This is a genomic window from Streptomyces sp. RKAG293 (genome assembly GCF_023701745.1).
In the GTDB taxonomy this organism is placed as follows: Bacteria; Actinomycetota; Actinomycetes; order Streptomycetales; family Streptomycetaceae; genus Actinacidiphila.
This window is the reverse complement of sequence record NZ_JAJOZB010000001.1, coordinates 5394621-5414797: the sequence shown is the minus strand read 5'-3', so window position 1 is coordinate 5414797 and position 20177 is coordinate 5394621. Positions and strand designations below refer to the sequence as shown.

Below are 20177 nucleotides of genomic sequence, written 5' to 3'. Positions count from 1 at the left end.
TCTTGTCGCACTGTCATATCCGGCTGCTAGCCTTCGGGGCCATCGCTCGCACGCCACACTTCTGTGCTCTGTGCGATTTCAAACCTTCCAACCCCGGGGGACCCACCATGAGCCAGTCGTACCCACCGCCGCAGCCGCCGCAGGGCGGCAACCCCTACGGCCAGCAGCCGCCGCAGTACGGCGTCCCGCCGCAGGGTGGCAACCCGTTCGGCCAGCAGCCGCAGCAGCCGGGCGGCTTCGGCGGCGGCTACCCGCCCCCGGCCCCGCTGCCGCCGGCCCGCGACAATGTCGGGCTGGGCATCCTGGTGGGCTTCGGCGCGATGCTCGTGGTCGCCCTCGCGTACGGCGGCATCCTGCGGGCGCTCGCCAAGGACGACGGCAGCACCTACGAGATCCGCTACGTCGCGCTCGGCGTCGGTCTCCTGGTCGGCTTCCTCGTCGGCAAGACCGGTGGCCGCAACGTCCTGCTGCCGTTCTTCAGCATCGTGTTCGCGCTGCTCGCCGTCTTCCTGGGCGAGATCTTCGGCTCCGCCCTGATCGCCAGCCACTACGTCTCCCAGCAGGGCGGCGACCTGTCGCTGACAGAGATCTTCTTCCACCACTTCGGTGACCTGGTGGACGGTTGGAAGCACGACTTCGACTTCAAGCGCGCGATCGTCCTGATCTTCGCGGGCGTCGCCGCCTTCGGCGTCACCAAGCGCGTCGGGGACTGACCCGCAGGCAGCCTGTGACGCGAGGGGGCCCCGTCCCCCGACCGCACGACAAACGTGAAGGGGCCCGGACCGCTGCACCGCAGCGGTCCGGGCCCCTTCAACGTCAGACCGTCAGCACGTCAGCGACGATGCGCCGGCGAAACCGTCACCTCGACCCGCTGGAACTCCTTCAGGTCCGAGTACCCCGTCGTCGCCATCGAACGGCGCAGCGCCCCGAAGAAGTTCATCGAGCCGTTCGGCGCGTGCGACGGGCCGAGCAGGATCTCCTCGGTGGTGCCGGCCGTGCCCAGGTTCATGCGCTTGCCGCGCGGCAGCTCCGGGTTGACCGCCTCCATGCCCCAGTGGAAGCCGCGGCCCGGCGCGTCCGTGGCGCGGGCCAGCGGGGAGCCCATCATCACGGCGTCGGCGCCGCAGGCGACCGCCTTCGGCAGGTCGCCGCTGGAGCCGAAGCCGCCGTCCGCGATGACGTGCACGTACCGGCCGCCGGACTCGTCCATGTAGTCGCGGCGGGCGGCCGCGACGTCGGCGACCGCGGTCGCCATCGGCACCTGGATGCCGAGCACGGCGCGCGTGGTGTGCGCGGCGCCGCCGCCGAAGCCGACCAGCACACCGGCGGCACCGGTCCGCATCAGGTGCAGCGCCGCGGTGTACGTGGCGCAGCCGCCGACGATGACCGGCACGTCCAGCTCGTAGATGAACTGCTTCAGGTTGAGCGGCTCGTGCGAGCCCGAGACATGCTCGGCCGACACGGTGGTGCCGCGGATCACGAAGATGTCCACGCCCGCGTCCACGACGGCCTTGGAGAACTGCGCGGTGCGCTGCGGGGAGAGCGCGGCGGCGGTCACGACACCGGCGTCCCGCACCTCCTTGATGCGCTGCCCGATCAGCTCTTCCTTGATCGGCGCCGAGTAGATCTCCTGGAGGCGGGCGGTCGCGGCCGTCTCGTCCAGTTCGGCGATCTCCGCGAGCAGCGGCTCCGGGTCCTCGTACCGGGTCCACAGACCCTCGAGGTTGAGCACGCCCAGGCCGCCCAGGTTTCCGATGCGGATCGCGGTCTCGGGCGAGACCACGGAGTCCATCGGGGCGGCGAGGAAGGGGAGCTCGAAGCGGTAGGCGTCGATCTGCCAGGCGATCGAGACCTCCTTCGGGTCCCGGGTGCGGCGGCTGGGGACGACGGCGATGTCGTCGAATGCGTACGCCCTGCGGCCGCGCTTGCCCCGCCCGATCTCGATCTCAGTCACTGTTGGCCCTTCTTCGCTGGTCTACCCGCCCAGTATCCCCGAGCGGGCAAGCGGAAGCCCGCAGACCATCGGCCTGCGGGCTTCCGCTGACGTTCTCCCGCAGGTCAGCGCAGGTCAGCGCCCGTGATAGTTCGGCGCCTCGACGGTCATCTGGATGTCGTGCGGGTGGCTCTCCTTGAGGCCGGCGGAGGTGATCCGCACGAAGCGCCCCTTGGTCGCCATCTCGTCGATGCTGGCGGCGCCCACGTAGCCCATGGTCTGGCGCAGGCCGCCGACCAGCTGGTGCAGCACCGCGGAGAGCGGGCCGCGGTACGGGACCTGGCCCTCGATGCCCTCGGGGACGAGCTTGTCGTCCGAGGAGACCTCGGCCTGGAAGTAGCGGTCCTTGGAGTAGGACAAGCCCTGGCCGCGGGACTGCATCGCGCCGAGCGAACCCATGCCGCGGTACGACTTGAACTGCTTGCCGTTGATGAAGAGCAGCTCGCCGGGGCTCTCCTCGCAGCCGGCCAGCAGGCTGCCGAGCATCACGGTGTCGGCGCCGGCCGCGAGGGCCTTGCCGATGTCGCCGGAGTACTGCAGGCCGCCGTCGCCGATGACCGGGACGCCCGCGGCCTGGCAGGCCACCGCCGCCTCGTAGATCGCGGTGACCTGGGGGACGCCGATGCCTGCGACCACGCGGGTGGTGCAGATGGAGCCGGGGCCGACACCGACCTTGACGCCGTCGGCGCCCGCGTCGATCAGGGCCTGGGCGCCGTCACGGGTGGCGATGTTGCCGCCGATGACATCCACCGAGACGCTCGACTTGATCTTGGAGATCCAGCTCAGCGCGTTGCTGTTGTGACCGTGCGAGGTGTCCACGATCAGGAAGTCCACGCCGGCCGCGACCAGGCCCTGGGCGCGCTCCAGCGCCTCGGGGCTGGCGCCGACGGCCGCGCCGACCAGCAGCCGGCCCTCGGCGTCCTTGGCGGCGAGCGGGTACTTCTCGGCCTTGACGAAGTCCTTGACGGTGATCAGACCCTTGAGCCGGCCCTCGTCGTCGACCAGCGGAAGCTTCTCGATCTTGTGGCGGCGCAGCAGGCCGATCGCGTCCACGCCGGAGATGCCGACCTTGCCGGTGACCAGCGGCATCGGCGTCATGACCTCGCGCACCTGGCGCGAGCGGTCGCTCTCGAAGGCCATGTCGCGGTTGGTGACGATGCCGAGCAACTTGCCCGCGGCGTCGGTGACCGGGACACCGCTGATGCGGAACTTGGCACAGAGCGCGTCCGCCTCGGCGAGCGTCGCGTCCGGGTGCACGGTGATCGGGTCGGTGACCATGCCGGACTCGGAGCGCTTCACGAGGTCGACCTGGTTGACCTGGTCCTCGATGGACAGGTTGCGGTGCAGCACGCCCACGCCGCCCTGCCGCGCCATGGCGATGGCCATCCGCGCCTCGGTGACCTTGTCCATGGCGGCGGACAGCAGCGGGATGTTGACCCGGACGTTGCGGGAGATCCGGGAGGCGGTGTCGACCTGGTTCGGGAGCACTTCGGAGGCGCCCGGCAGCAGCAGCACGTCGTCGTACGTGAGGCCGAGCATCGCGAATTTCTCGGGTACCCCTGCGGCGTTCAGAGTCATGACACCTTCCCAATGGTCTTGCCCGGCGAGTTGTTCAATGCTAGTGGACTCCACGGGCATTCCCGGCGACGAAGCCGGGACCCCGGGGAGCACCACTGGCGCTGGGACGGGCTCTACGCGCTGAGACCTCGGGGATCGCCGCCGGTCGAAGCCTCCGCGGACTCCTCCGCGATGGCGCGCAGCCTGCTGAGGGCACGGTGCTGGGCGACCCGGACGGCTCCGGGCGACATCCCCAGCACCTGCCCGGTCTCCTCGGCGCTGAGGCCGACCGCGACCCGCAGCAGCACCAGTTCCCGCTGGTGCTCGGGAAGGTTGGCGAGCAGCTTCTTGGCCCAGGCCGCGTCACTGCTGAGCAGCGCGCGCTCCTCGGGGCCGAGCGAGTCGTCCGGCTTCTCCGGCATCTCGTCGGAGGGCACGGCGGTACTGCCCGGGCCGCGCATGGCGGCCCGCTGCAGATCCGCGACCTTATGGGCGGCGATGGCGAAGACGAAGGCCTCGAACGGCCGCCCCTGGTCGCGATAGCGCGGCAGCGCGCACAGCACGGCGAGGCAGACCTCCTGGGCGAGGTCGTCCACGAAGTGACGAGCATCACCGGGCAACCGGGACAAACGGCCGCGGCAATACCGCTCGGCCAACGGGTGCACCAGGGCCAGCAGGTCATGGGTCGCCTGCTCGTCACCATCGACCGCACGGCGGACGAGGGCGCCGAAGGCTGCGTTGTCGCCGTTGGCCTCGTCTCGCATCGGTCCATGGTGCATGGCCGCAGGACGTTCTGCCGCATCGCGTGAGTCCTTGTGCACCGAAGCGTTATGCGCGGGGGCGTCGGCCGCCTTCACGGCGTCCCCCCGCTGCCCCGCCCGCCGATCCCCGAGGAAGTCCATACGTCAAGCATGCGTCCTCGCTCGGGAAACCGGTACGAGCGGGGCGGCTCCACCCGTAAGCCCACCGCGCATGGCCCTAGCGGACCAGGCCCCAGCGGAACCCGAGCGCCACGGCGTGGGCCCGGTCCGATGCACCGAGTTTCTTGAACAGCCGCCGGGCGTGCGTCTTGACGGTGTCCTCGGAGAGGAACAGCTCGCGGCCGATCTCGGCGTTGGACCGTCCATGGCTCATGCCTTCGAGCACCTGGATCTCGCGCGCGGTCAGGGTCGGCGCGGCGCCCATCTCGGCGGAGCGCAGCCGGCGCGGGGCCAGCCGCCAGGTCGGGTCGGCGAGCGCCTGGGTGACGGTGGCCCGCAGTTCGGCGCGCGAGGCGTCCTTGTGCAGGTACCCCCGGGCACCGGCCGCGACGGCGAGCGCCACGCCGTCCAGGTCCTCGGCGACGGTGAGCATGATGATGCGGGCGCCCGGGTCCGCCGAGAGCAGCCGGCGCACGGTCTCGACACCGCCGAGGCCGGGCATCCGGACATCCATGAGAATGAGGTCCGAGCGGTCGGCGCCCCAGCGGCGGAGGACTTCCTCGCCGTTGGCCGCGGTCGTTACACGCTCGACGCCGGGCACGGTCGCGACCGCGCGGCGCAGGGCCTCTCGGGCGAGCGGGGAGTCGTCACAGACGAGGACGGAAGTCATGCCCGCCCTCCGCAGCTGAACCGCGTCACGTTGAGCCTCCAGGCTGTACGAAACTTCACCGTTGGGGCTGACGGCGTCGGGCACCTGCCCGAATCGTTCGTCCGCCAACCACTTCCGCACTCTCAACGACCCTCACTCGAAAGAGTTACGGAGTTTGGCTGCCATAGCCAGCACTCTACGTGAGGGAACGAATACGGATCAGCCGCATCGCAGGTCCAGAGGGCGCACTGGGATCGGACCCGGAAGCACTTCGCGCGCCCACTTGCCGGACACGCATCCCGCCGAACGGGTCCTATGTCGGAGTTTGCACTATTCGGATGCTCTTTGGCGCATTGCACGGTGTTCGCGGCTAAATTTGTGATGAGTCATATTTACATCTACTTAGACAGTAGATGTACGGTCGAGAGCACCTGGAGCGTGTCCAGCCGGCAGCGACCGGCCTCGGACGGTCCGGGCATCGACCGGACAGGACCCTGGCTCCTCAACACACCCTTCGAGGGGATGAGCAATGGCAGACTTCTCCCGCCTTCCGGGCCCGAACGCCGATCTATGGGACTGGCAGCTCGTCGCGGCTTGCCGCGGCGTCGACAGCTCCCTGTTCTTCCACCCAGAAGGCGAGCGCGGCGCCGCCCGAAGCGCCCGCGAGGCCTCCGCGAAGGAGGTCTGCATGCGGTGCCCGGTACGCGCGGAGTGCGCGACGCACGCGCTGGCCGTCCGGGAGCCCTACGGAGTGTGGGGCGGGCTGACGGAGGACGAGCGCGAAGAGATGATGGGCCGCTCGCGGCACCGGCTGCTCACCATGCAGCCGACGAACTGAAGAATCGTTTCTTCGGCGCGTCTTGGGCGCGTCTTCGGCGCGTCTCGCGCCTCTTCGGCGCCTATGGTGCGCGGCTTCCGCACTCGTCCGCGCGGCTTCCGCAGTTCTCCGCGCGGCTACGGGCACAGCTGTGCCTGCCGGGCCGGGCAGGGCAGGTGGCCGGGCAGGGCAGGTGGCCGGGCCGGGCAGGGCAGGGCAGGTGGCTGGGCAGGGCAGGTGTGACGCCCTGCACCTACCGCAGGCCCGCCCGCGCGAGCCGGCCGAGCATCATGTCCACGGCCGGCACATGGGCCAGGTCGGGCAGCGTGAGGGCCACCACCTCACGCTGCACGGCCGGAAGCACCTCCAGCACCGCGACGCCCTTGGGGCGCACCGCCTCCAGCGCCAGCTCGGGCAGCACCGCCACCCCGAGCCCGGCCGCGACCAGACCCACCACCGCCGGGTAGTCGTCCGTCGCGAAGTCGATGCGCGGGGTGAACCCGGCGCGCTCGCACACCTCCACCAGATGGCGGCGGCAGCGCGGGCAGCCCGCGATCCACTCCTCCTCCGCCAGTTCCTCGATGCGCACCGGCCGGTCCCCGGCCGCGAGCCGGTGCCCGGCGGGCACCAGGCCGACCAGCCGGTCGGTCAGCAGCGGCCGGACGACCAGGTCGTCCCACTGCTCCTCCGCCGGCGTCGGCAGATCCACGTACCGGAACGCCAGCGTGATGTCGCAGTCCCCCGCACGGAGCATCTCCACGGACTTCGGCGGCTCCGCCTCGACCAGCGAGATCTTCGTGCCGGGGTGCGCCGCGCGCATCCCCGCGACCGCGGTGGGCACCAGCGTCGAACTGCCCGACGGGAACGACGACAGCCGCACCCGTCCCGCGCGCAGCCCCGCGATGGCCGCGACCTCCTCCTCGGCGGCCGTCAGGCCCGCCAGGATCCCGGCCGCGTGCCGGACCAGCGCCTCGCCGGCCTCCGTCAGCCGCATCTCCCGGCCGGTCCTGATCAGCAGGGTGGTCCCGGCGGACAGCTCCAGCGCCTTCATCTGCTGGCTGACTGCGGGCTGGGTACAGCCCAGCTCCCGGGCGGCGGCGGAGAACGAACCGGTCCTGGCCACGGCGCGGAGCACCCTGAGATGACGTGCCTCGATCATCCTCCAACCATAAGCGATGCTTGGAGATACCTGGAAGTTATTGGTCGTGGACTTTGAGAGCGGAGCGCGGCAGGCTCAGGAGGCATGGACTCCCTACCGAACGCCGGGCCGGCCGGCGACGCGTTCTCCGCGATCGCGCCGGGCATCACGTACCTCAACACCGCCACCATGGGGCTGCCGCCCACCCGGACGGCCGAAGCCCTGCGCACCGCCGTCGACGACTGGGCCGCCGGGCGGCCGCCCCTCGACCGGTACGAGGCCGCGGTCGGCGCCGCCCGCGCGTCCTTCGCCCGGCTGCTGTCCACCTCCGTCGAACGGGTCGCCATCGGCTCGACCGTCTCCACGAGCGTCGGCAAGATCGCCGCGGCGCTGCCGTCAGGCGCCGAAGTGCTCGTCGCCGACGGCGACTTCAGCTCCCTGGTGAACCCGTTCGCCGGCCGCGGCGACCTGGCCCTGCGCTCCGTCCCGCTGGCCGGCCTGGCGGCCGAGGTGCGGCCGGGCACGGCGCTCGTCGCCGTCAGCGCCGTCCAGTCGGCCGACGGCCGCGTCGCCGACCTCCCGGCGATCCGCGCCGCGGCCGCCGCCCACGGCACCCGCACCCTCGTCGACGCCACCCAGGCGGCCGGCTGGCTCCCCCTGCGCGCCGACGACTACGACTACCTCGTCTGCGGCTCCTTCAAGTGGCTCCTCGGCGCACACGGCGTCTCCTTCCTCACCGTCCGCCCCGGCACGGAAGACGGCCTCTCCCCCGCGTTCGCCGGCTGGTACGCGGGGGACGACCCATGGGCCGAGTGCTACGGCCCGATCGCCCGACTGGCGACGACGGCACGGCAGTTCGACGCGTCGCCGGCGTACCTGGGATTCGTGGCGGTGGCGGAGTCGCTGACGCTGATCGAGGAGGTGGGGGTGGAGGCGATCTTCCACCACGACGTGTCGCTGGCTACGGCGTTCCGGGACGGGGTGGCGGAGTTGGGGTTCCCGGCGATCGGGGAGGGCGGGTCGGCGATCGTGTCGGTTCCGGGGTTGCCGGGCGGGGTGGCGGAGCGGTTGGTGGAGGCGGGGGTGGAGTTGGCGGCGCGGGCGGGGAGTCTGCGGTTCGCGTTTCACTTGTACAACGCGTCTGCTGATGTGGAGCGGGTGCTGGGGGTTCTGCGGGCGGGGTGACGGGGGTCGGGGGCCGGGTCCTCCGGTGGGGGGTTCGAAATCGACTATTTACGAGCCTGGCGGCTCACAAATAGCTCGGCAGCATTTCGAACCCCCCACCTGCGGCCCCGTCCCCCTCACGTCACAACCGGCCCGCAGGTGCCGATGTACGTCCGCCCCTGCCGGCAATGGGCGGGTGGGTGGGGAAAAGCCCGCCCGCAGGCGCAACGGTCTGCTGCGGCCCACGTACCCGCACCCCCGCCGGCAGGCGTGTGGCGGGGGCTGACGTATCCGCGTCCCCGGCGCATATCGTCGAAGGATGCTGCTGCTCTCTGTCAACGTCGGCCGGCCGCAGGCCAATCCCTGGAAGGGGATCGCCTCCACCGGCATCGACAAGCGTCCCGTGACCGGTCCGGTGGCCGTGGTGGCGCCCGGGGCCAAGGGGACCGGGGCCGTGGGGCTGGCCGGGGACCGGGTCTATGACGTGAAGCATCACGGGGGAAACGATCAGGCCGTGTACGCGTACGCCCGGGAGGATCTCGACGGGTGGGAGGAGGAGCTCGGGCGCGAGCTGCCCAACGGGGTGTTCGGGGAGAACCTCACGACGTCCGGGGTGGATGTGAACGGCGCGCTCATCGGGGAGCGGTGGCGGGTGGGGGGCGGGGTGGTGCTGGAGGTGTCGTGTCCGCGGATTCCGTGTGTGACGTTCGAGGGCTGGCTGGACCGGCCGGGATGGCTCAAGCGGTTCACCGCCGCCGCGGTGCCCGGGGCGTATCTGCGGGTCGTCTCGGCGGGCGAGATCAGTGCGGGGGACGCGGTGGAGGTCGTCGGGCGGCCGGAGCACGAGGTGACGGTCGCGCTGGCGTTCCGGGCGCTGACCGCCGAGCCGGAGCTGCTGCCGCGGCTGGTCGTCGCGGACGCGCTGCCCGCCGGGGATCTGGAGCGGATCCGCCGGAGGGTCGCCGGGCGGGGGCCGCGAACGTAAGGTGCTTTCCATGTCGCGACTCCTGTCACTCAACATCGGCCGTCTGATGGCCGTCGACTACTCGGACCGTGGGACGACCGGGATCGACAAACGGCCCGTCGACGGCCCGGTGGCGGTGGCCGACCCCGGGCCGCAGGGCGTGGCGGGCAGCGGTGTGGCGGGCGACGACATCATCGACCGGCGGTTCCACGGCGGGGACGACCAGGCCGTGTACGCGTTCGCGCGGGAGGATCTGGACCGCTGGGAGGGGGTGCTCGGGCGGGAGCTGCCCAGCGGGGTGTTCGGGGAGAACTTCACGACGGCCGGGGTGAAGGTCAACTCCGCGGTGATCGGGGAGCGCTGGCGCGTCGGTGAGGTGGTGCTGGAGGTGACCTCGCCGCGGATACCGTGCCGCACCTTCGCCGGGTGGATGGACGAGAAGGGGTGGGTCAAGCGCTTCACCCAGGACCGCCGGCCCGGTGCCTTCCTGCGGGTCGTCGAGCCGGGTGCGGTGCGGGCGGGTGACGGGATCACCGTGCTGTCGCGGCCCGATCACGAGGTGACCGTCGAGTTCCTGTTCCGGGCGATGACGACGGAGTCGGAGCTGCTGCCGCGGACGCTGGTGGCGATCGATCTGATCAACAGGTCGTACGCGGAATCGATCCGCAAGCGGCTCGGCTAACTTCATGGCATGACGACTTCACTGATCACCGGCTCGACGGCAGGGATCGGCGCCGCCTTCGCGCGCCGGCTCGCGGCTGACGGGCACAACCTGGTGCTGGTGGCCCGGGACGCCGAGCGGCTGCGTAAGCAGGCGGCCGAACTGCACGACCGGCACGGCATCGAGGCGGAGGTGCTCTCCGCCGATCTGTCGCGGGACGACGGGATCGCGGCCGTCGAGGCACGGCTCGCGGACCGGGCCCAGGCGGTGGATCTGCTGATCAACAACGCCGGGTTCGGCAACAAGGGGCGCTATCTCGAGGTCTCGATGGCCGATGAGCTGACCATGCTCAAGGTGCACTGCGAGGCCGTGCTGCGGCTGACGAGCGCGGCGGCGGACGGCATGCGGGAGCGGGGACGTGGCGGCGTGGTGAACGTCGCGTCGGTCGCCGCCTTCGTGCCGCGCGGGACGTACGGGGCGAGCAAGGCGTGGGTCGTGCAGTTCACGCAGGGCGCGTCGAAGGATCTGGCGGGGACCGGCGTACGGCTGATGGCGCTCTGCCCGGGCTTCGTACGGACCGAATTCCATGAGCGTGCCGGGATGGGGACGGACAACATCCCGGGCTGGATGTGGCTGGACGCGGACAAGCTGGTCGCGGCGGCGCTGAAGGACCTGGCTCGCGGCAGGACGCTGTCCGTGCCGGACCCGAGGTACAAGACGCTGATGGGCCTGGTGAAGCTGGCGCCGCGCGGCCTGCTCGGCGGGGTCACCTCCAGGACGGGCCGCAAGTACGGGCCGCAGTAGCCGCTGCCCGGCGGCAGCTGCGGAAGGCGCATTTCTTACTAAAATGGAGGTATTCCACCCGGCTCGGGAGGTACACCATGCATTTCACCCAGATCATCGACTTCAAGACCGAGCAGTTCGACGACATGAACCAGCTCATGGACCGCTGGGTCGAACAGACCAAGGGCAAGCGGACCGCGAGCCACAGCGTCATCGGCAAGGACCGCGCCGACGCGTCCCACTATGTCGAGATCGTGGAATTCCCGTCGTACGAAGAGGCGATGAAGAATTCCCAGCTTCCGGAGACGGAGCGGATCTTCCAGGAGATGGTGGCGCTCTGCGACGGGGTGCCCACGTTCACGGACCTGGACGTGGTCCGGGACGAGCAGCTCAACAAGGCGGCCTGCCGCCGGTTCTTCGAAGAAATCGCCAATGACGGCGATCTGGACGCCATCGACGAGATCTTCGCGGCCGGTTACCGCGATCACGACCCCGGCAAAGAGGCGGACACCGTGGGAACCGCAGCCCTGCGCGCGGACGTCGCCGGATACCGGGCGGGGTTCGACTTCCGGTTCACGATCGACGACCAGCTCGCCGAAGGGGACTGCGTGGCGAACCGGTGGACCTGGACCGCCACCCACGTCGCGGAGTTCCGCGGCATGCCGGCCACCAACCGGCAGGCCCAGATGACCGGCCAGACGGTCTTCCGGTTCCAGGACGGGATGATCGCGGAAGGCTGGTGGAACCACGACCTGCTCGGCCTGCTGACCAAGCTCGGCGTGATCGAAATGCCGCACTAGCGGGCGGTACCAGTAGCGGGTGGCACGGCGAAAGGCCCCTGCTCCCGCCGGGCGGCGGGAGCAGGGGCCTTCGTGCGACAGAGCGCGGCTACAACGTCAGTGCGAGTGGCCGTGGCCGCCGTGGCCGGCGTCGCCCTCGTCCTCGGCCGGCTTCTCGACGACCAGGGTCTCGGTCGTGAGCAGCAGGGCCGCGATGGAAGCGGCGTTCTCCAGCGCGGAGCGGGTGACCTTGACCGGGTCGATGACGCCGGCCTTCACGAGGTCGCCGTACTCGTTGGTGGCGGCGTTGAAGCCGTGACCGGCCTCCAGCTCCGCGACCTTGGCGGTGATGACGTAGCCCTCGAGGCCCGCGTTCTCCGCGATCCAGCGAAGCGGCTCGACGGCGGCGCGGCGGACGACCGCGACACCCGTGGCCTCGTCGCCGGTCAGGCCGAGGTTGCCCTCGAGGACCTTGACGGCGTGGACGAGAGCGGAGCCACCGCCGGAGACGATGCCCTCCTCGACCGCGGCGCGGGTCGCCGAGATGGCGTCCTCGAGACGGTGCTTCTTCTCCTTGAGCTCCACCTCGGTGGCCGCGCCGACCTTGATGACGCAGACGCCGCCGGCGAGCTTCGCGAGGCGCTCCTGGAGCTTCTCGCGGTCCCAGTCCGAGTCGGTGGCGGCGATCTCGGCCTTGATCTGGCCGACCCGGCCGTCGATCTCGGCCTTGTCACCGGCACCGTCGACGATGGTGGTGTCGTCCTTGGAGATGGTCACGCGGCGGGCGGTGCCCAGCAGGTCGAGACCGGCCTGGTCGAGCTTGAGGCCGACCTCTTCGGCGATGACGGTCGCACCGGTGAGGGTGGCGATGTCGCCGAGCATGGCCTTGCGGCGGTCGCCGAAGCCCGGGGCCTTCACCGCGACGGCGTTGAAGGTGCCGCGGATCTTGTTGACGACGAGGGTGGAGAGCGCCTCGCCCTCGACGTCCTCGGCGATGATCAGCAGGGGCTTGGACGCGCCGGCCTGGATGACCTTCTCCAGCAGCGGCAGCAGGTCCTGGATCGAGGTGATCTTGCCCTGGTGGATCAGGATGTACGGGTCGTCGAGGACGGCCTCCATACGCTCCTGGTCGCTGACGAAGTAGGGCGACAGGTAGCCCTTGTCGAAGGCCATGCCCTCGGTGAAGTCCAGCTCCAGGCCGAAGGTGTTGGACTCCTCGACGGTGATGACACCGTCCTTGCCGACCTTGTCCATCGCCTCGGCGATGAGCTCGCCGACCTGCTTGTCCTGGGCGGACAGCCCGGCGACGGCCGCGATGTCTTCCTTGCCCTCGATCGCGCGGGCGGTCTTCAGCAGCTCCTCGGAGACAGCCTTGACCGCGGCGTCGATGCCCTTCTTCAGGGAGGCGGGGGAAGCGCCGGCGGCGACGTTGCGCAGGCCCTCGCGGACCAGTGCCTGGGCCAGCACGGTGGCGGTGGTGGTGCCGTCACCCGCGATGTCGTTGGTCTTGGTCGCCACCTCCTTCACGAGCTGGGCGCCAAGGTTCTCGTACGGGTCGTCGAGCTCGACCTCACGGGCGATGGTGACACCGTCGTTGGTGATGGTCGGCGCGCCGAACTTCTTGTCGATGACGACGTTGCGGCCCTTGGGACCGATCGTCACCTTCACGGTGTCGGCAAGCTTGTTGACGCCACGCTCAAGGGCGCGACGGGCGTCCTCGTCAAACTTAAGGATCTTCGGCACTGCGTCCTACCTCGTCTTTTCCTCGTCAAAGACCAAACCCCGGGCGCCGGGTCAGTAGACACGGATACCCGGGGAAGGTCACGGCTGCTGCTAGTGGTGAAGCAGACCTACTTCTCGATGACCGCGAGAACGTCGCGGGCCGAGAGGACGAGGTACTCCTCGCCGTTGTACTTCACCTCGGTGCCGCCGTACTTGCTGTACAGCACGACGTCGCCGACGGAAACGTCGAGCGGAAGACGGTTACCGTCCTCGAAGCGGCCCGGGCCCACGGCCAGGACGACGCCCTCCTGGGGCTTCTCCTTGGCGGTGTCCGGGATGACCAGGCCGGAGGCCGTGGTCTGCTCAGCCTCGAGCGCCTGGACCACGATGCGGTCCTCGAGCGGCTTGATGGCAACCTTGCTGCTGGCGGTCGTCACGTTCCGACCTCCCCCTTCAAAGGGCTAACGGGAGTGTCTGTCTGGGTGGCGACCTGGTAGGCCCGTCGTCGCGGGTGCCGGACCTGCCCGTCGCTGTTGTGCTGGCACTCGGCAGTGCTGAGTGCCAGCACCGAGACTAGGACGGCTTTAGCACTCGGTCAAGCGGAGTGCCAACGGAGCGCCGCCGGAACGGTGCCGGACGCCTCCGGCCTGGAGGACAATCGAAGCGTGGATCTTGACGCGTTCTCCTACCTGCTGACCCCCGCCGGGCAGGCCCTGCTGGGGTCGCTGCGCGACTACGACCCCGCCCGCGAGCTGGCGGAGGCGACCCGGCTGCGGCGTGAACACCCCGCGGAACTGGTGTCGGCGGCGCTCGGCCAGGCCCGGCTGCGGCAGCGCGGGGAGGCGAAGTTCGGGGCGGACGCGTACCGGATGTACTTCACCCCCGTCGGGGTGGAACAGGCCACCCGCACCGAGGTGGCGGAGTACCGGGCGGAGTGCTTCAAGGCGCTGGGCGTACGGCGGCTGGCCGATCTGTGCTGCGGCATCGGCGGGGACGCCATCGCGCTCGCCCGGGCCGGCGTGGCGGTGCTGGCGGTCGACCGGGACCCGCTGACCTGCGCGGTCGCGCGGGCCAACGCGGAGTCGCTGGGCCTCGCCGACCTCATCGAGGTGCGCTGCGCCGATGTGACCGAGATCGCCACCGACGGCTACGACGCGGTCTTCGTGGACCCGGCGCGGAGGGGAGGGCGTGGGCGGATCTTCGATCCGGAGGCGTACTCGCCGTCGCTGTCCTGGGCAATCGGGGCGGCCCGCCAGGTGCCGGTGGCGGCCCTGAAGGTCGCGCCGGGCATCCCGCACGAGGCCGTCCCCGACGACGCCGGGGCGGAGTGGATCTCGTACCGCGGTGACGTGAAGGAGGCCGTGCTGTGGTTCGGGAAGAACCCCGGCTCGGTGAGCGCGACCCTGCTGCCGTCCGCGGGCACCCTGTGGACCGGCGCCCCGCTCCCCGACCCGCCGGCCGGCCCGGTCGGCCGGTACCTCTACGAGCCGGACGGCGCGGTGATCCGCGCGCACCTGGTCGCGGAGGTCGCGGAACAGGTCGGCGGGCGGCTGATCGACGAGACGATCGCGTACATCACCGCCGAGGAACTGCGCCCGACGCCGTTCGCGACGGCGTACGAGATCACCGACGTGCTGCCGTTCGGCCTGAAGAAGCTCAAGGCGCTGCTGCGGCAGCGCGGTGTGGGCGTCGCCGTCATCAAGAAGCGCGGCTCCGCCATCGAACCGGAGGAGTTGCGCAGGAAGCTGAAGCTGGAGGGCCCGCACTCCGTCACGGTCTTCCTGACCCGGGTGGCGGGCGCGCCGTCGATGCTGCTGGGCCAACCGGTCAACACCCCGTAGGACGGCCGGGGGACGCGCCGCGGGCCGACCGGTGTCCGGCGGCACCGGACATCGCCTGACGCGGCATCATCCGCGCCGATAACCTGCTGCCGAGGGCTGGTGAACCGGGGGGCCGGGATGGACGAACTGAGGCCGGACGACCCGCGCAGGGTCGGACCGTACGAGTTGCTGAAGCGGCTCGGCGCGGGCGGTATGGGCGAGGTGTACCTCGGCAGGTCGCGCAGCGGCCGGGCGGTCGCCGTCAAGCTCGTCCGGGCCGAGATCGCCGCGGATCCCGGCTTCCGCAGCCGGTTCCGCCGGGAGGTGGACGCGGCCCGCGCGGTGTCCGGCTTCTGGACGGCGTCGGTCGTGGACGCCGATCCGGAGGCGGACCGGCCCTGGGTGGCCAGCCAGTACCTGGAGGCACCCGACCTCGGGGTCCTGGTGCAGCGCGACGGGCCGCTGCCGGAGGCCGCGCTCAGGGCGCTGGGCGCGGGCCTGACGGAGGCGCTGGCGTCGGTGCACGCGGCCGGCCTGGTGCACCGCGACCTCAAGCCGGGCAACGTCCTGATGGTCGCCGACGGACCGCGGGTCATCGACTTCGGGATCTCCAAGGCGCTGGACGGCGCCACGATGCTCACCGGGACGGGCGCGGTGATCGGCACGGCGGGGTTCATGTCCCCCGAGCAGGCCGTCGGCGGGCGGGTGGGCACGGAGAGCGACGTCTTCTCGCTCGGCTCGGTCCTGGTGTTCGCGGCCACGGGCCGGGCGCCGTTCGGGACGGGGACGGTTCCGGCGCTGCTGTACCGCGTGGTGCACGACGAGCCGGACCTCGGCGGCGTGCCGGCCGCCCTGCGGCCGGTGGTCGCCGCCTGCCTCGCCAAGGACCCCCGGGAGCGCCCGGGGACGGATGCCCTGATCGACACGCTGACCGCCGCCCGCGAGGACCCGAGGGCGCACCGGCCGACCGTCGTCGCGCCGGCCGCCGCCCCACCGGCGACACCCGCCGCACCCACGCCCGCACCCGCCGTCGTCGCCTTCACCGCCGCCGCGCCGACCGCCACCGCGCCGCCGGTCGCGGCTCCAGCTCCGATGGCGGCTCCGGTCGCGGCCCCGGGCAGGTATGAACTCGCGCAGCGGGCACCGGTGTCCGGCGGCCTGGGCCTGGCGGGCAGTGCGGGGATCTTCACGATCGCGCTGGTCCTGTCCTCGGTGGCCGAGGTGGGCCTGATCGGCAACAAGGTGACCACGACGAGCCTCATCGTGGTCGCGCTGTTCACCACCGTCCTGACATGGGCGCTGCGCGCCCTGATCAGGGCTCGGCGCACGGCCGACGTCTCGGTCGGCCTGGACGCGGCCGGGCTGCGACTGCGGCACGGCGGCGCCGAATGGTCCCGGCCGTGGGCCGAGGTGCAGGAGGTCGCGCTTTTCCATGCCCATGGCGCAGCCGGGCGGCGCGGGTGCTTCCTCCTGCGGGCGACCGTTCCGGCCGGCAGCCTGCGGGCCGTCCCGCCGAAGGAGTTCGGCGTGAGATCCGGGTCCGTGGGCGTCACCTCCGCCACGGCGCGGCGCAGCGCGGGCCTCGTTCTGCGGCTGGACGCGGCCGGGGAGCGGAAGCTGTCCGCGGCGCTGGAGCGGTACGCCCGCCGCGCCTACCGGCAAGGGCCGGCGAGCACGGGCACGGGCTGACGGCTCAGACGTAGTCCTCCAGGCGCGCCACGGTGAAGCCCTGCTCGGAGATCATGCGCAGCAGGTTGGCGGTCATCTCCGTCATGGAGGTGCCCTTGAGCTCCGAGGGGCCGCGGAAGTGGGCGAGGATGATGTCGCCGGGGTGCAGTTTCTTGTCGGCGCGCTGGTACTGCATGCCCTTGATCTGCATGGACTCGCGCCACAGGATGAGCGCCTGGAGTCCGCAGGACTTCGCGGCGGTCTTGGTGGCCTCGTTCAGGTTGCCGTAGGGCGGCCGGAAGAGGCGGGGTGTGGTGCCGTACTCGGCTTTCAGCTTCGTCTGCTGGGTGCATATCTCGTGACGCTGGGCGGACTCCGACTCGGTCCGCAGGTTCGGGTGCGTCAGCGTGTGGTTCTGTATCGGGTTGCCGAGCTTCTGGAGCGGCTTGAAGTAGCCGTAGTCGCTCCGGATGATGTCGTCGGTCAGGAACATCGTGAAGGGGATCTTCAGCTCGCCCATCATGGTGACGAACTTCGGGTCCTTCTCCGCGCCGTCGTCGAAGGTGACGAAGACGATCTTCTCCTTGGTGGGGATGTCGCTGACCACCGGCGGCGTCCCGGAACCGGTCTTCACCGGCTTCACCTTGGGCGGCGCCGGAGCCGGCGCCATCGGCTTGATCTTCCACTTGCGGAACGCGGCGGCGGTGTCCGCGCCCTCGCCGGGCGCGGTGCTCCCGTCCGACGAGGGAGCGGCGGCAGGGCCCGTCCCGGAAGCGGCCGGTGCGGCCTTCGGCGAGGACGCGGCCGTGGAGCACCCGGTGACGAGCAGGAGACCGGAAACGATCAGTCCCGCCGCTTTTATGTGCATATGTAAGCCCTATGCTGTTCGTTCAAAACGCCATCTGTGTACTGAACGATGCAGAAAAGCGGCCGGGGGTTCCGCCAGCTCGGGCAACTCGGCCTCGTAGGGCGCGTCCCACCAGGTGATGACGAGCACCCGGTCACCGGGTGCGGAGAAGTGCTCGCGGCGCAGCGGGGCCGGTGCCAGCTGCTGGGCGCGGACCCATTCCAGCAGCTCGGCGCCCCGCCCCTCGGCGGCCCGCGCCTCCCACATCAGGGCGACGGTCATCAGTACAGGTTGTCCTTGCTCAGCTCGTGCACATGGTCGTGCGAGTGGGCGTGCTCCTCCGGGTGCGGGTGCGAGTGGCCCGGTACGGAGACCTCGGTGACGGGCAGTGAGGAGTCGGCCGGCAGGTCCCAGGTCGACGACGGCCGGTTGCGCGCCACCATCTCCGCGCCGAGCGCCGCGACCATGGCGCCGTTGTCCGTGCACAGTTCCCGGCGCGGCACCCGCAGCACGATGCCCGCGTCCTCGCAGCGCTCCAGCGCCAGCGAGCGCAGCCGCGAGTTCGCCGCGACCCCGCCGCCGATCATCAGGTGGTCCACGCCGTTCTCCTTGCAGGCCCGGATCGCCTTACGGGTCAGCACGTCCACCACCGCCTCCTGGAACGACGCGGCCACGTCCGCCACCGGCACGTCCACGCCGTCCCGGCGCTGCGCCTCGACCCAGCGCGCGACGGCCGTCTTCAGCCCGGAGAACGAGAAGTCGTACGGCGCGTCGCGCGGGCCGGTCAGGCCGCGCGGGAACCTGATGGCCTTCGGGTCGCCGTCGCGGGCGTGCCGGTCGATGGCCGGGCCGCCGGGAAAGCCGAGGCCCAGCACCCGGGCGACCTTGTCGAACGCCTCGCCCGCCGCGTCGTCGATCGTCGAGCCCAGCGGCCGCACATCACTGGTGATGTCCGGTGCGAGCAGCAGCGACGAGTGCCCGCCGGAGACCAGCAGGGCCATCGTCGGCTCGGGCAGCGGGCCGTGCTCCAGCTGGTCCACGCAGATGTGCGACGCGAGGTGGTTGACGCCGTAGAGCGGCTTGCCGAGCGCGTAGGCGTACGCCTTGGCGGCGCTCACGCCCACCAGCAGCGCGCCCGCGAGCCCGGGGCCCGCGGTGACGGCGATGCCGTCGAGGTCGCTCGCGGCGACCCCCGCCTCCTTCAGGGCGCGCTGGATCGTGGGGACCATCGCCTCCAGATGCGCCCGGCTGGCGATCTCGGGGACCACGCCGCCGTAGCGCGCGTGGTCGTCGACGCTGGACGCCACCGCGTCGGCGAGCAGGGTGTGCCCGCGGACGATGCCGACACCGGTCTCGTCGCAGGAGGTCTCGATGCCGAGGACAAGCGGCTCGTCAGCCATCAGTTGTGGTTCCTTGTACGGAGGAGGGTTCGGTCATACGCATCACGAGGGCGTCGACGTTGCCCGGTTGGTAGTAGCCCTTGCGGAAGCCGAGCGGCTCGAAGCCGAAGCGCTCGTAGAGCCGTTGGGCGCGGAGGTTGTCGACCCGGACCTCGAGCAGCACCTCGTGGCACTCGAAGGCGGTGGCCTGGTGCATCAGGTCGGCGAGCAGCCGGGCGCCGAGGCCGGTGCCCCAGTGGTCGCGGGAGGCGGCGATGGTCTGCACGTCGCCGGTCCCGGCGATCGCCGCGAGCCCCGCGTAGCCGACCAGCCGGCCGCCACCGCCAGTGTCTGCGGCAGCGTCCCCGGCGACCTCTCCGGCGACGTCCTCGGCCACGATGTAGTGCCTGGTGGCCAGCGGGTGCCGCGCGTCGGCCAGCTCGGACCAGAACATGCCGCGCGACCAGGCGTCCTCGGGGAAGAGCTCCAGTTCCAGCTCCATCACCCGGTCCAGGTCCCACCAGCGCATCTCGCGCAGTGTCACCGTCACTTGGGCAGGACCGCCTTGTAGCCGGCCGGCACCTGCGCGTCGGGCCGCCGCAGGTACAGCGGCAGCGGGGGCGCGAACTCCGCGCCCTCCGCGAGCCGTACGGCGCCGAGCGCGGCCAGCGCGCCGGCGGACTGGTGCTCAGGAGCCCGTACGTCCGTGAAGACCTCCGGGTACAGGGCTGCTCCCGCGCCGACGGCGGGCAGCCCCGCGACCCTCTGCGCGATATCGGCGGGACGGTCGACGGCGGGCTCGGTCACCCGCTCGCGCGGGCTGGCGTAGCGGGCCCAGTAGACCTCTTTGCGGCGGGCGTCGGTGGCCACCACGAAGGGGCCGCCGAGTCCGGCGAGACCGGCCGCGTACGCGATCCCGTCGAGGGTGCAGATGCCGTGCACGGGCACCCCGAGCGCGTCGCCGAACGCGGCGGCGGTCACCAGGCCGACCCGCAGCCCGGTGTACGGCCCGGGGCCGGTCCCGACGACGATGCCGGTGACGTCGCCGATCGCCGCCCCGGCCTCGCTCAGCACCCGGTCGACGGCCGGCATGAGCAGTTCTCCGTGCCGCCGGGCGTCGACGACCGTCGATTCGGCGAGCACCCGCCCGCCGTCGTGGAGCGCGGCGGTCACAGCGGGCGTAGCGGTGTCAAAAGCAAGCAGAAGCACGGTGACACCCTACGGCCCCGCCCCATCCCCCGGGCCGGCCGCGGCAGCGGTGGGGGCGGTGGCCCGGGCCACCGCACCGGTCACAACACCCGGCCGCCCGGCGCCCG

The 20177-nt window shown here is 71.3% G+C and carries 21 protein-coding genes; 9 read left to right on the top strand and 12 right to left on the bottom strand.

Going from position 1 to position 20177, the window contains the following annotated elements:
- Positions 1 to 107: 107 nt before the first annotated feature.
- Entirely contained in the window at positions 108 to 713 is a 606-nt protein-coding gene (locus tag LNW72_RS24315; protein WP_250977305.1) for a hypothetical protein, read from the top strand.
- Positions 714 to 832: 119 nt separating this feature from the next.
- On the opposite strand, the gene LNW72_RS24310 is transcribed toward LNW72_RS24315, so the two are convergent.
- From LNW72_RS24310 to LNW72_RS24295, 4 genes are all read right to left on the bottom strand, one after another.
- A complete protein-coding gene (locus LNW72_RS24310) occupies positions 833 to 1954 on the bottom strand; it encodes a GuaB3 family IMP dehydrogenase-related protein (RefSeq protein WP_250977304.1) in 1122 nt (373 codons plus the stop codon).
- Between the two features lie 114 nt (positions 1955 to 2068).
- On the bottom strand, positions 2069 to 3571 hold the full coding sequence (guaB, locus tag LNW72_RS24305; RefSeq protein WP_250977303.1) for an IMP dehydrogenase: 1503 nt from the start codon (positions 3569 to 3571) through the stop codon (positions 2069 to 2071).
- Positions 3572 to 3684: 113 nt separating this feature from the next.
- Positions 3685 to 4314 (bottom strand): sigma-70 family RNA polymerase sigma factor, encoded by a 630-nt coding sequence (locus LNW72_RS24300; protein ID WP_232484674.1) that lies wholly within the window; start codon positions 4312 to 4314, stop codon positions 3685 to 3687.
- Positions 4315 to 4528: 214 nt separating this feature from the next.
- Complete coding sequence (locus LNW72_RS24295) at positions 4529 to 5140, bottom strand: response regulator transcription factor (RefSeq protein ID WP_003948568.1); 612 nt, start codon at positions 5138 to 5140, stop codon at positions 4529 to 4531.
- 508 nt (positions 5141 to 5648) lie between these two features.
- On the opposite strand from LNW72_RS24295, the gene LNW72_RS24290 reads away from it, so the two are divergent.
- Entirely contained in the window at positions 5649 to 5957 is a 309-nt protein-coding gene (locus tag LNW72_RS24290) for a WhiB family transcriptional regulator (RefSeq protein WP_138352947.1), read from the top strand.
- A 232-nt stretch (positions 5958 to 6189) separates the two neighbouring features.
- Here the strand turns inward: LNW72_RS24290 and LNW72_RS24285 are convergent, their stop codons facing one another.
- Positions 6190 to 7095, bottom strand: coding sequence for a LysR family transcriptional regulator (locus LNW72_RS24285; protein WP_138352946.1), 906 nt, complete (start codon positions 7093 to 7095; stop codon positions 6190 to 6192).
- An 84-nt stretch (positions 7096 to 7179) separates the two neighbouring features.
- On the opposite strand from LNW72_RS24285, the gene LNW72_RS24280 reads away from it, so the two are divergent.
- The 5 genes from LNW72_RS24280 to LNW72_RS24260 all read left to right on the top strand — a co-directional run bounded on the left by LNW72_RS24280 (position 7180) and on the right by LNW72_RS24260 (position 11446).
- On the top strand, positions 7180 to 8259 hold the full coding sequence (locus tag LNW72_RS24280; RefSeq protein ID WP_250977302.1) for an aminotransferase class V-fold PLP-dependent enzyme: 1080 nt from the start codon (positions 7180 to 7182) through the stop codon (positions 8257 to 8259).
- Positions 8260 to 8557: 298 nt separating this feature from the next.
- Positions 8558 to 9223, top strand: a complete 666-nt coding sequence (locus tag LNW72_RS24275; RefSeq protein WP_250977301.1) for an MOSC domain-containing protein — start codon at positions 8558 to 8560, stop codon at positions 9221 to 9223.
- A gap of 10 nt (positions 9224 to 9233) precedes the next feature.
- Positions 9234 to 9884: an MOSC domain-containing protein gene (locus tag LNW72_RS24270; RefSeq protein WP_250977300.1), complete on the top strand. Its 651-nt coding sequence runs from the start codon at positions 9234 to 9236 to the stop codon at positions 9882 to 9884.
- A 9-nt stretch (positions 9885 to 9893) separates the two neighbouring features.
- A complete protein-coding gene (locus LNW72_RS24265) occupies positions 9894 to 10667 on the top strand; it encodes an SDR family oxidoreductase (RefSeq protein WP_250977299.1) in 774 nt (257 codons plus the stop codon).
- A 77-nt stretch (positions 10668 to 10744) separates the two neighbouring features.
- Complete coding sequence (locus LNW72_RS24260; RefSeq protein ID WP_250977298.1) at positions 10745 to 11446, top strand: ester cyclase; 702 nt, start codon at positions 10745 to 10747, stop codon at positions 11444 to 11446.
- 96 nt (positions 11447 to 11542) lie between these two features.
- Here LNW72_RS24260 and groL read toward each other — a convergent pair whose 3' ends face one another.
- Both groL and groES read right to left on the bottom strand, forming a co-directional pair.
- Positions 11543 to 13168, bottom strand: a complete 1626-nt coding sequence (groL, locus tag LNW72_RS24255) for a chaperonin GroEL (RefSeq protein ID WP_250977297.1) — start codon at positions 13166 to 13168, stop codon at positions 11543 to 11545.
- A 107-nt stretch (positions 13169 to 13275) separates the two neighbouring features.
- The gene (gene groES / locus LNW72_RS24250) at positions 13276 to 13584 is read right to left on the bottom strand and encodes a co-chaperone GroES (protein ID WP_138352939.1); all 309 of its coding nucleotides are present in this window, start codon (positions 13582 to 13584) and stop codon (positions 13276 to 13278) included.
- Between the two features lie 228 nt (positions 13585 to 13812).
- Between groES and LNW72_RS24245 the strand changes: the two genes are divergently transcribed.
- Both LNW72_RS24245 and LNW72_RS24240 read left to right on the top strand, forming a co-directional pair.
- Positions 13813 to 14988 carry a class I SAM-dependent methyltransferase gene (locus LNW72_RS24245; protein WP_250977296.1) on the top strand — a complete coding sequence of 392 codons (1176 nt, stop codon included), beginning with the start codon at positions 13813 to 13815 and terminating at the stop codon, positions 14986 to 14988.
- A 117-nt stretch (positions 14989 to 15105) separates the two neighbouring features.
- Positions 15106 to 16656: a serine/threonine-protein kinase gene (locus tag LNW72_RS24240; RefSeq protein WP_250977295.1), complete on the top strand. Its 1551-nt coding sequence runs from the start codon at positions 15106 to 15108 to the stop codon at positions 16654 to 16656.
- Positions 16657 to 16660: 4 nt separating this feature from the next.
- Here the strand turns inward: LNW72_RS24240 and LNW72_RS24235 are convergent, their stop codons facing one another.
- Genes LNW72_RS24235 through tsaB form a run of 5 tightly spaced genes read right to left on the bottom strand, consistent with a single transcriptional unit; the run spans position 16661 to position 20070 of the window.
- On the bottom strand, positions 16661 to 17503 hold the full coding sequence (locus tag LNW72_RS24235; protein WP_250977294.1) for a polysaccharide deacetylase family protein: 843 nt from the start codon (positions 17501 to 17503) through the stop codon (positions 16661 to 16663).
- Positions 17504 to 17512: 9 nt separating this feature from the next.
- Complete coding sequence (locus LNW72_RS24230) at positions 17513 to 17764, bottom strand: hypothetical protein (protein ID WP_250977293.1); 252 nt, start codon at positions 17762 to 17764, stop codon at positions 17513 to 17515.
- The gene (gene tsaD, locus LNW72_RS24225) at positions 17764 to 18882 is read right to left on the bottom strand and encodes a tRNA (adenosine(37)-N6)-threonylcarbamoyltransferase complex transferase subunit TsaD (RefSeq protein ID WP_250977292.1); all 1119 of its coding nucleotides are present in this window, start codon (positions 18880 to 18882) and stop codon (positions 17764 to 17766) included. The genes LNW72_RS24230 and tsaD overlap by 1 nt, the downstream gene beginning before the upstream one ends.
- Positions 18875 to 19390 carry a ribosomal protein S18-alanine N-acetyltransferase gene (rimI, locus tag LNW72_RS24220; protein WP_250980285.1) on the bottom strand — a complete coding sequence of 172 codons (516 nt, stop codon included), beginning with the start codon at positions 19388 to 19390 and terminating at the stop codon, positions 18875 to 18877. The genes tsaD and rimI overlap by 8 nt, the downstream gene beginning before the upstream one ends.
- 17 nt (positions 19391 to 19407) lie before the next feature.
- A complete protein-coding gene (gene tsaB, locus LNW72_RS24215) occupies positions 19408 to 20070 on the bottom strand; it encodes a tRNA (adenosine(37)-N6)-threonylcarbamoyltransferase complex dimerization subunit type 1 TsaB (protein ID WP_250977291.1) in 663 nt (220 codons plus the stop codon).
- Positions 20071 to 20177: the final 107 nt, after the last annotated feature.

Coding starts and splice junctions, on each gene's coding strand:
- LNW72_RS24315 (WP_250977305.1), top strand. CDS start 108: ATGAGCCAGTCGTACCCACCGCCGCAGCCGCCGCAGGGCGGCAACCCC.
- guaB (WP_250977303.1), bottom strand. CDS start 3,571: ATGACTCTGAACGCCGCAGGGGTACCCGAGAAATTCGCGATGCTCGGC.
- LNW72_RS24300 (WP_232484674.1), bottom strand. CDS start 4,314: ATGCGAGACGAGGCCAACGGCGACAACGCAGCCTTCGGCGCCCTCGTC.
- LNW72_RS24295 (WP_003948568.1), bottom strand. CDS start 5,140: ATGACTTCCGTCCTCGTCTGTGACGACTCCCCGCTCGCCCGAGAGGCC.
- LNW72_RS24290 (WP_138352947.1), top strand. CDS start 5,649: ATGGCAGACTTCTCCCGCCTTCCGGGCCCGAACGCCGATCTATGGGAC.
- LNW72_RS24285 (WP_138352946.1), bottom strand. CDS start 7,095: ATGATCGAGGCACGTCATCTCAGGGTGCTCCGCGCCGTGGCCAGGACC.
- LNW72_RS24280 (WP_250977302.1), top strand. CDS start 7,180: ATGGACTCCCTACCGAACGCCGGGCCGGCCGGCGACGCGTTCTCCGCG.
- LNW72_RS24275 (WP_250977301.1), top strand. CDS start 8,558: ATGCTGCTGCTCTCTGTCAACGTCGGCCGGCCGCAGGCCAATCCCTGG.
- LNW72_RS24270 (WP_250977300.1), top strand. CDS start 9,234: ATGTCGCGACTCCTGTCACTCAACATCGGCCGTCTGATGGCCGTCGAC.
- LNW72_RS24265 (WP_250977299.1), top strand. CDS start 9,894: ATGACGACTTCACTGATCACCGGCTCGACGGCAGGGATCGGCGCCGCC.
- LNW72_RS24260 (WP_250977298.1), top strand. CDS start 10,745: ATGCATTTCACCCAGATCATCGACTTCAAGACCGAGCAGTTCGACGAC.
- LNW72_RS24240 (WP_250977295.1), top strand. CDS start 15,106: ATGGACGAACTGAGGCCGGACGACCCGCGCAGGGTCGGACCGTACGAG.
- LNW72_RS24235 (WP_250977294.1), bottom strand. CDS start 17,503: ATGCACATAAAAGCGGCGGGACTGATCGTTTCCGGTCTCCTGCTCGTC.
- LNW72_RS24230 (WP_250977293.1), bottom strand. CDS start 17,764: ATGACCGTCGCCCTGATGTGGGAGGCGCGGGCCGCCGAGGGGCGGGGC.
- tsaD (WP_250977292.1), bottom strand. CDS start 18,882: ATGGCTGACGAGCCGCTTGTCCTCGGCATCGAGACCTCCTGCGACGAG.
- rimI (WP_250980285.1), bottom strand. CDS start 19,390: ATGCGCTGGTGGGACCTGGACCGGGTGATGGAGCTGGAACTGGAGCTC.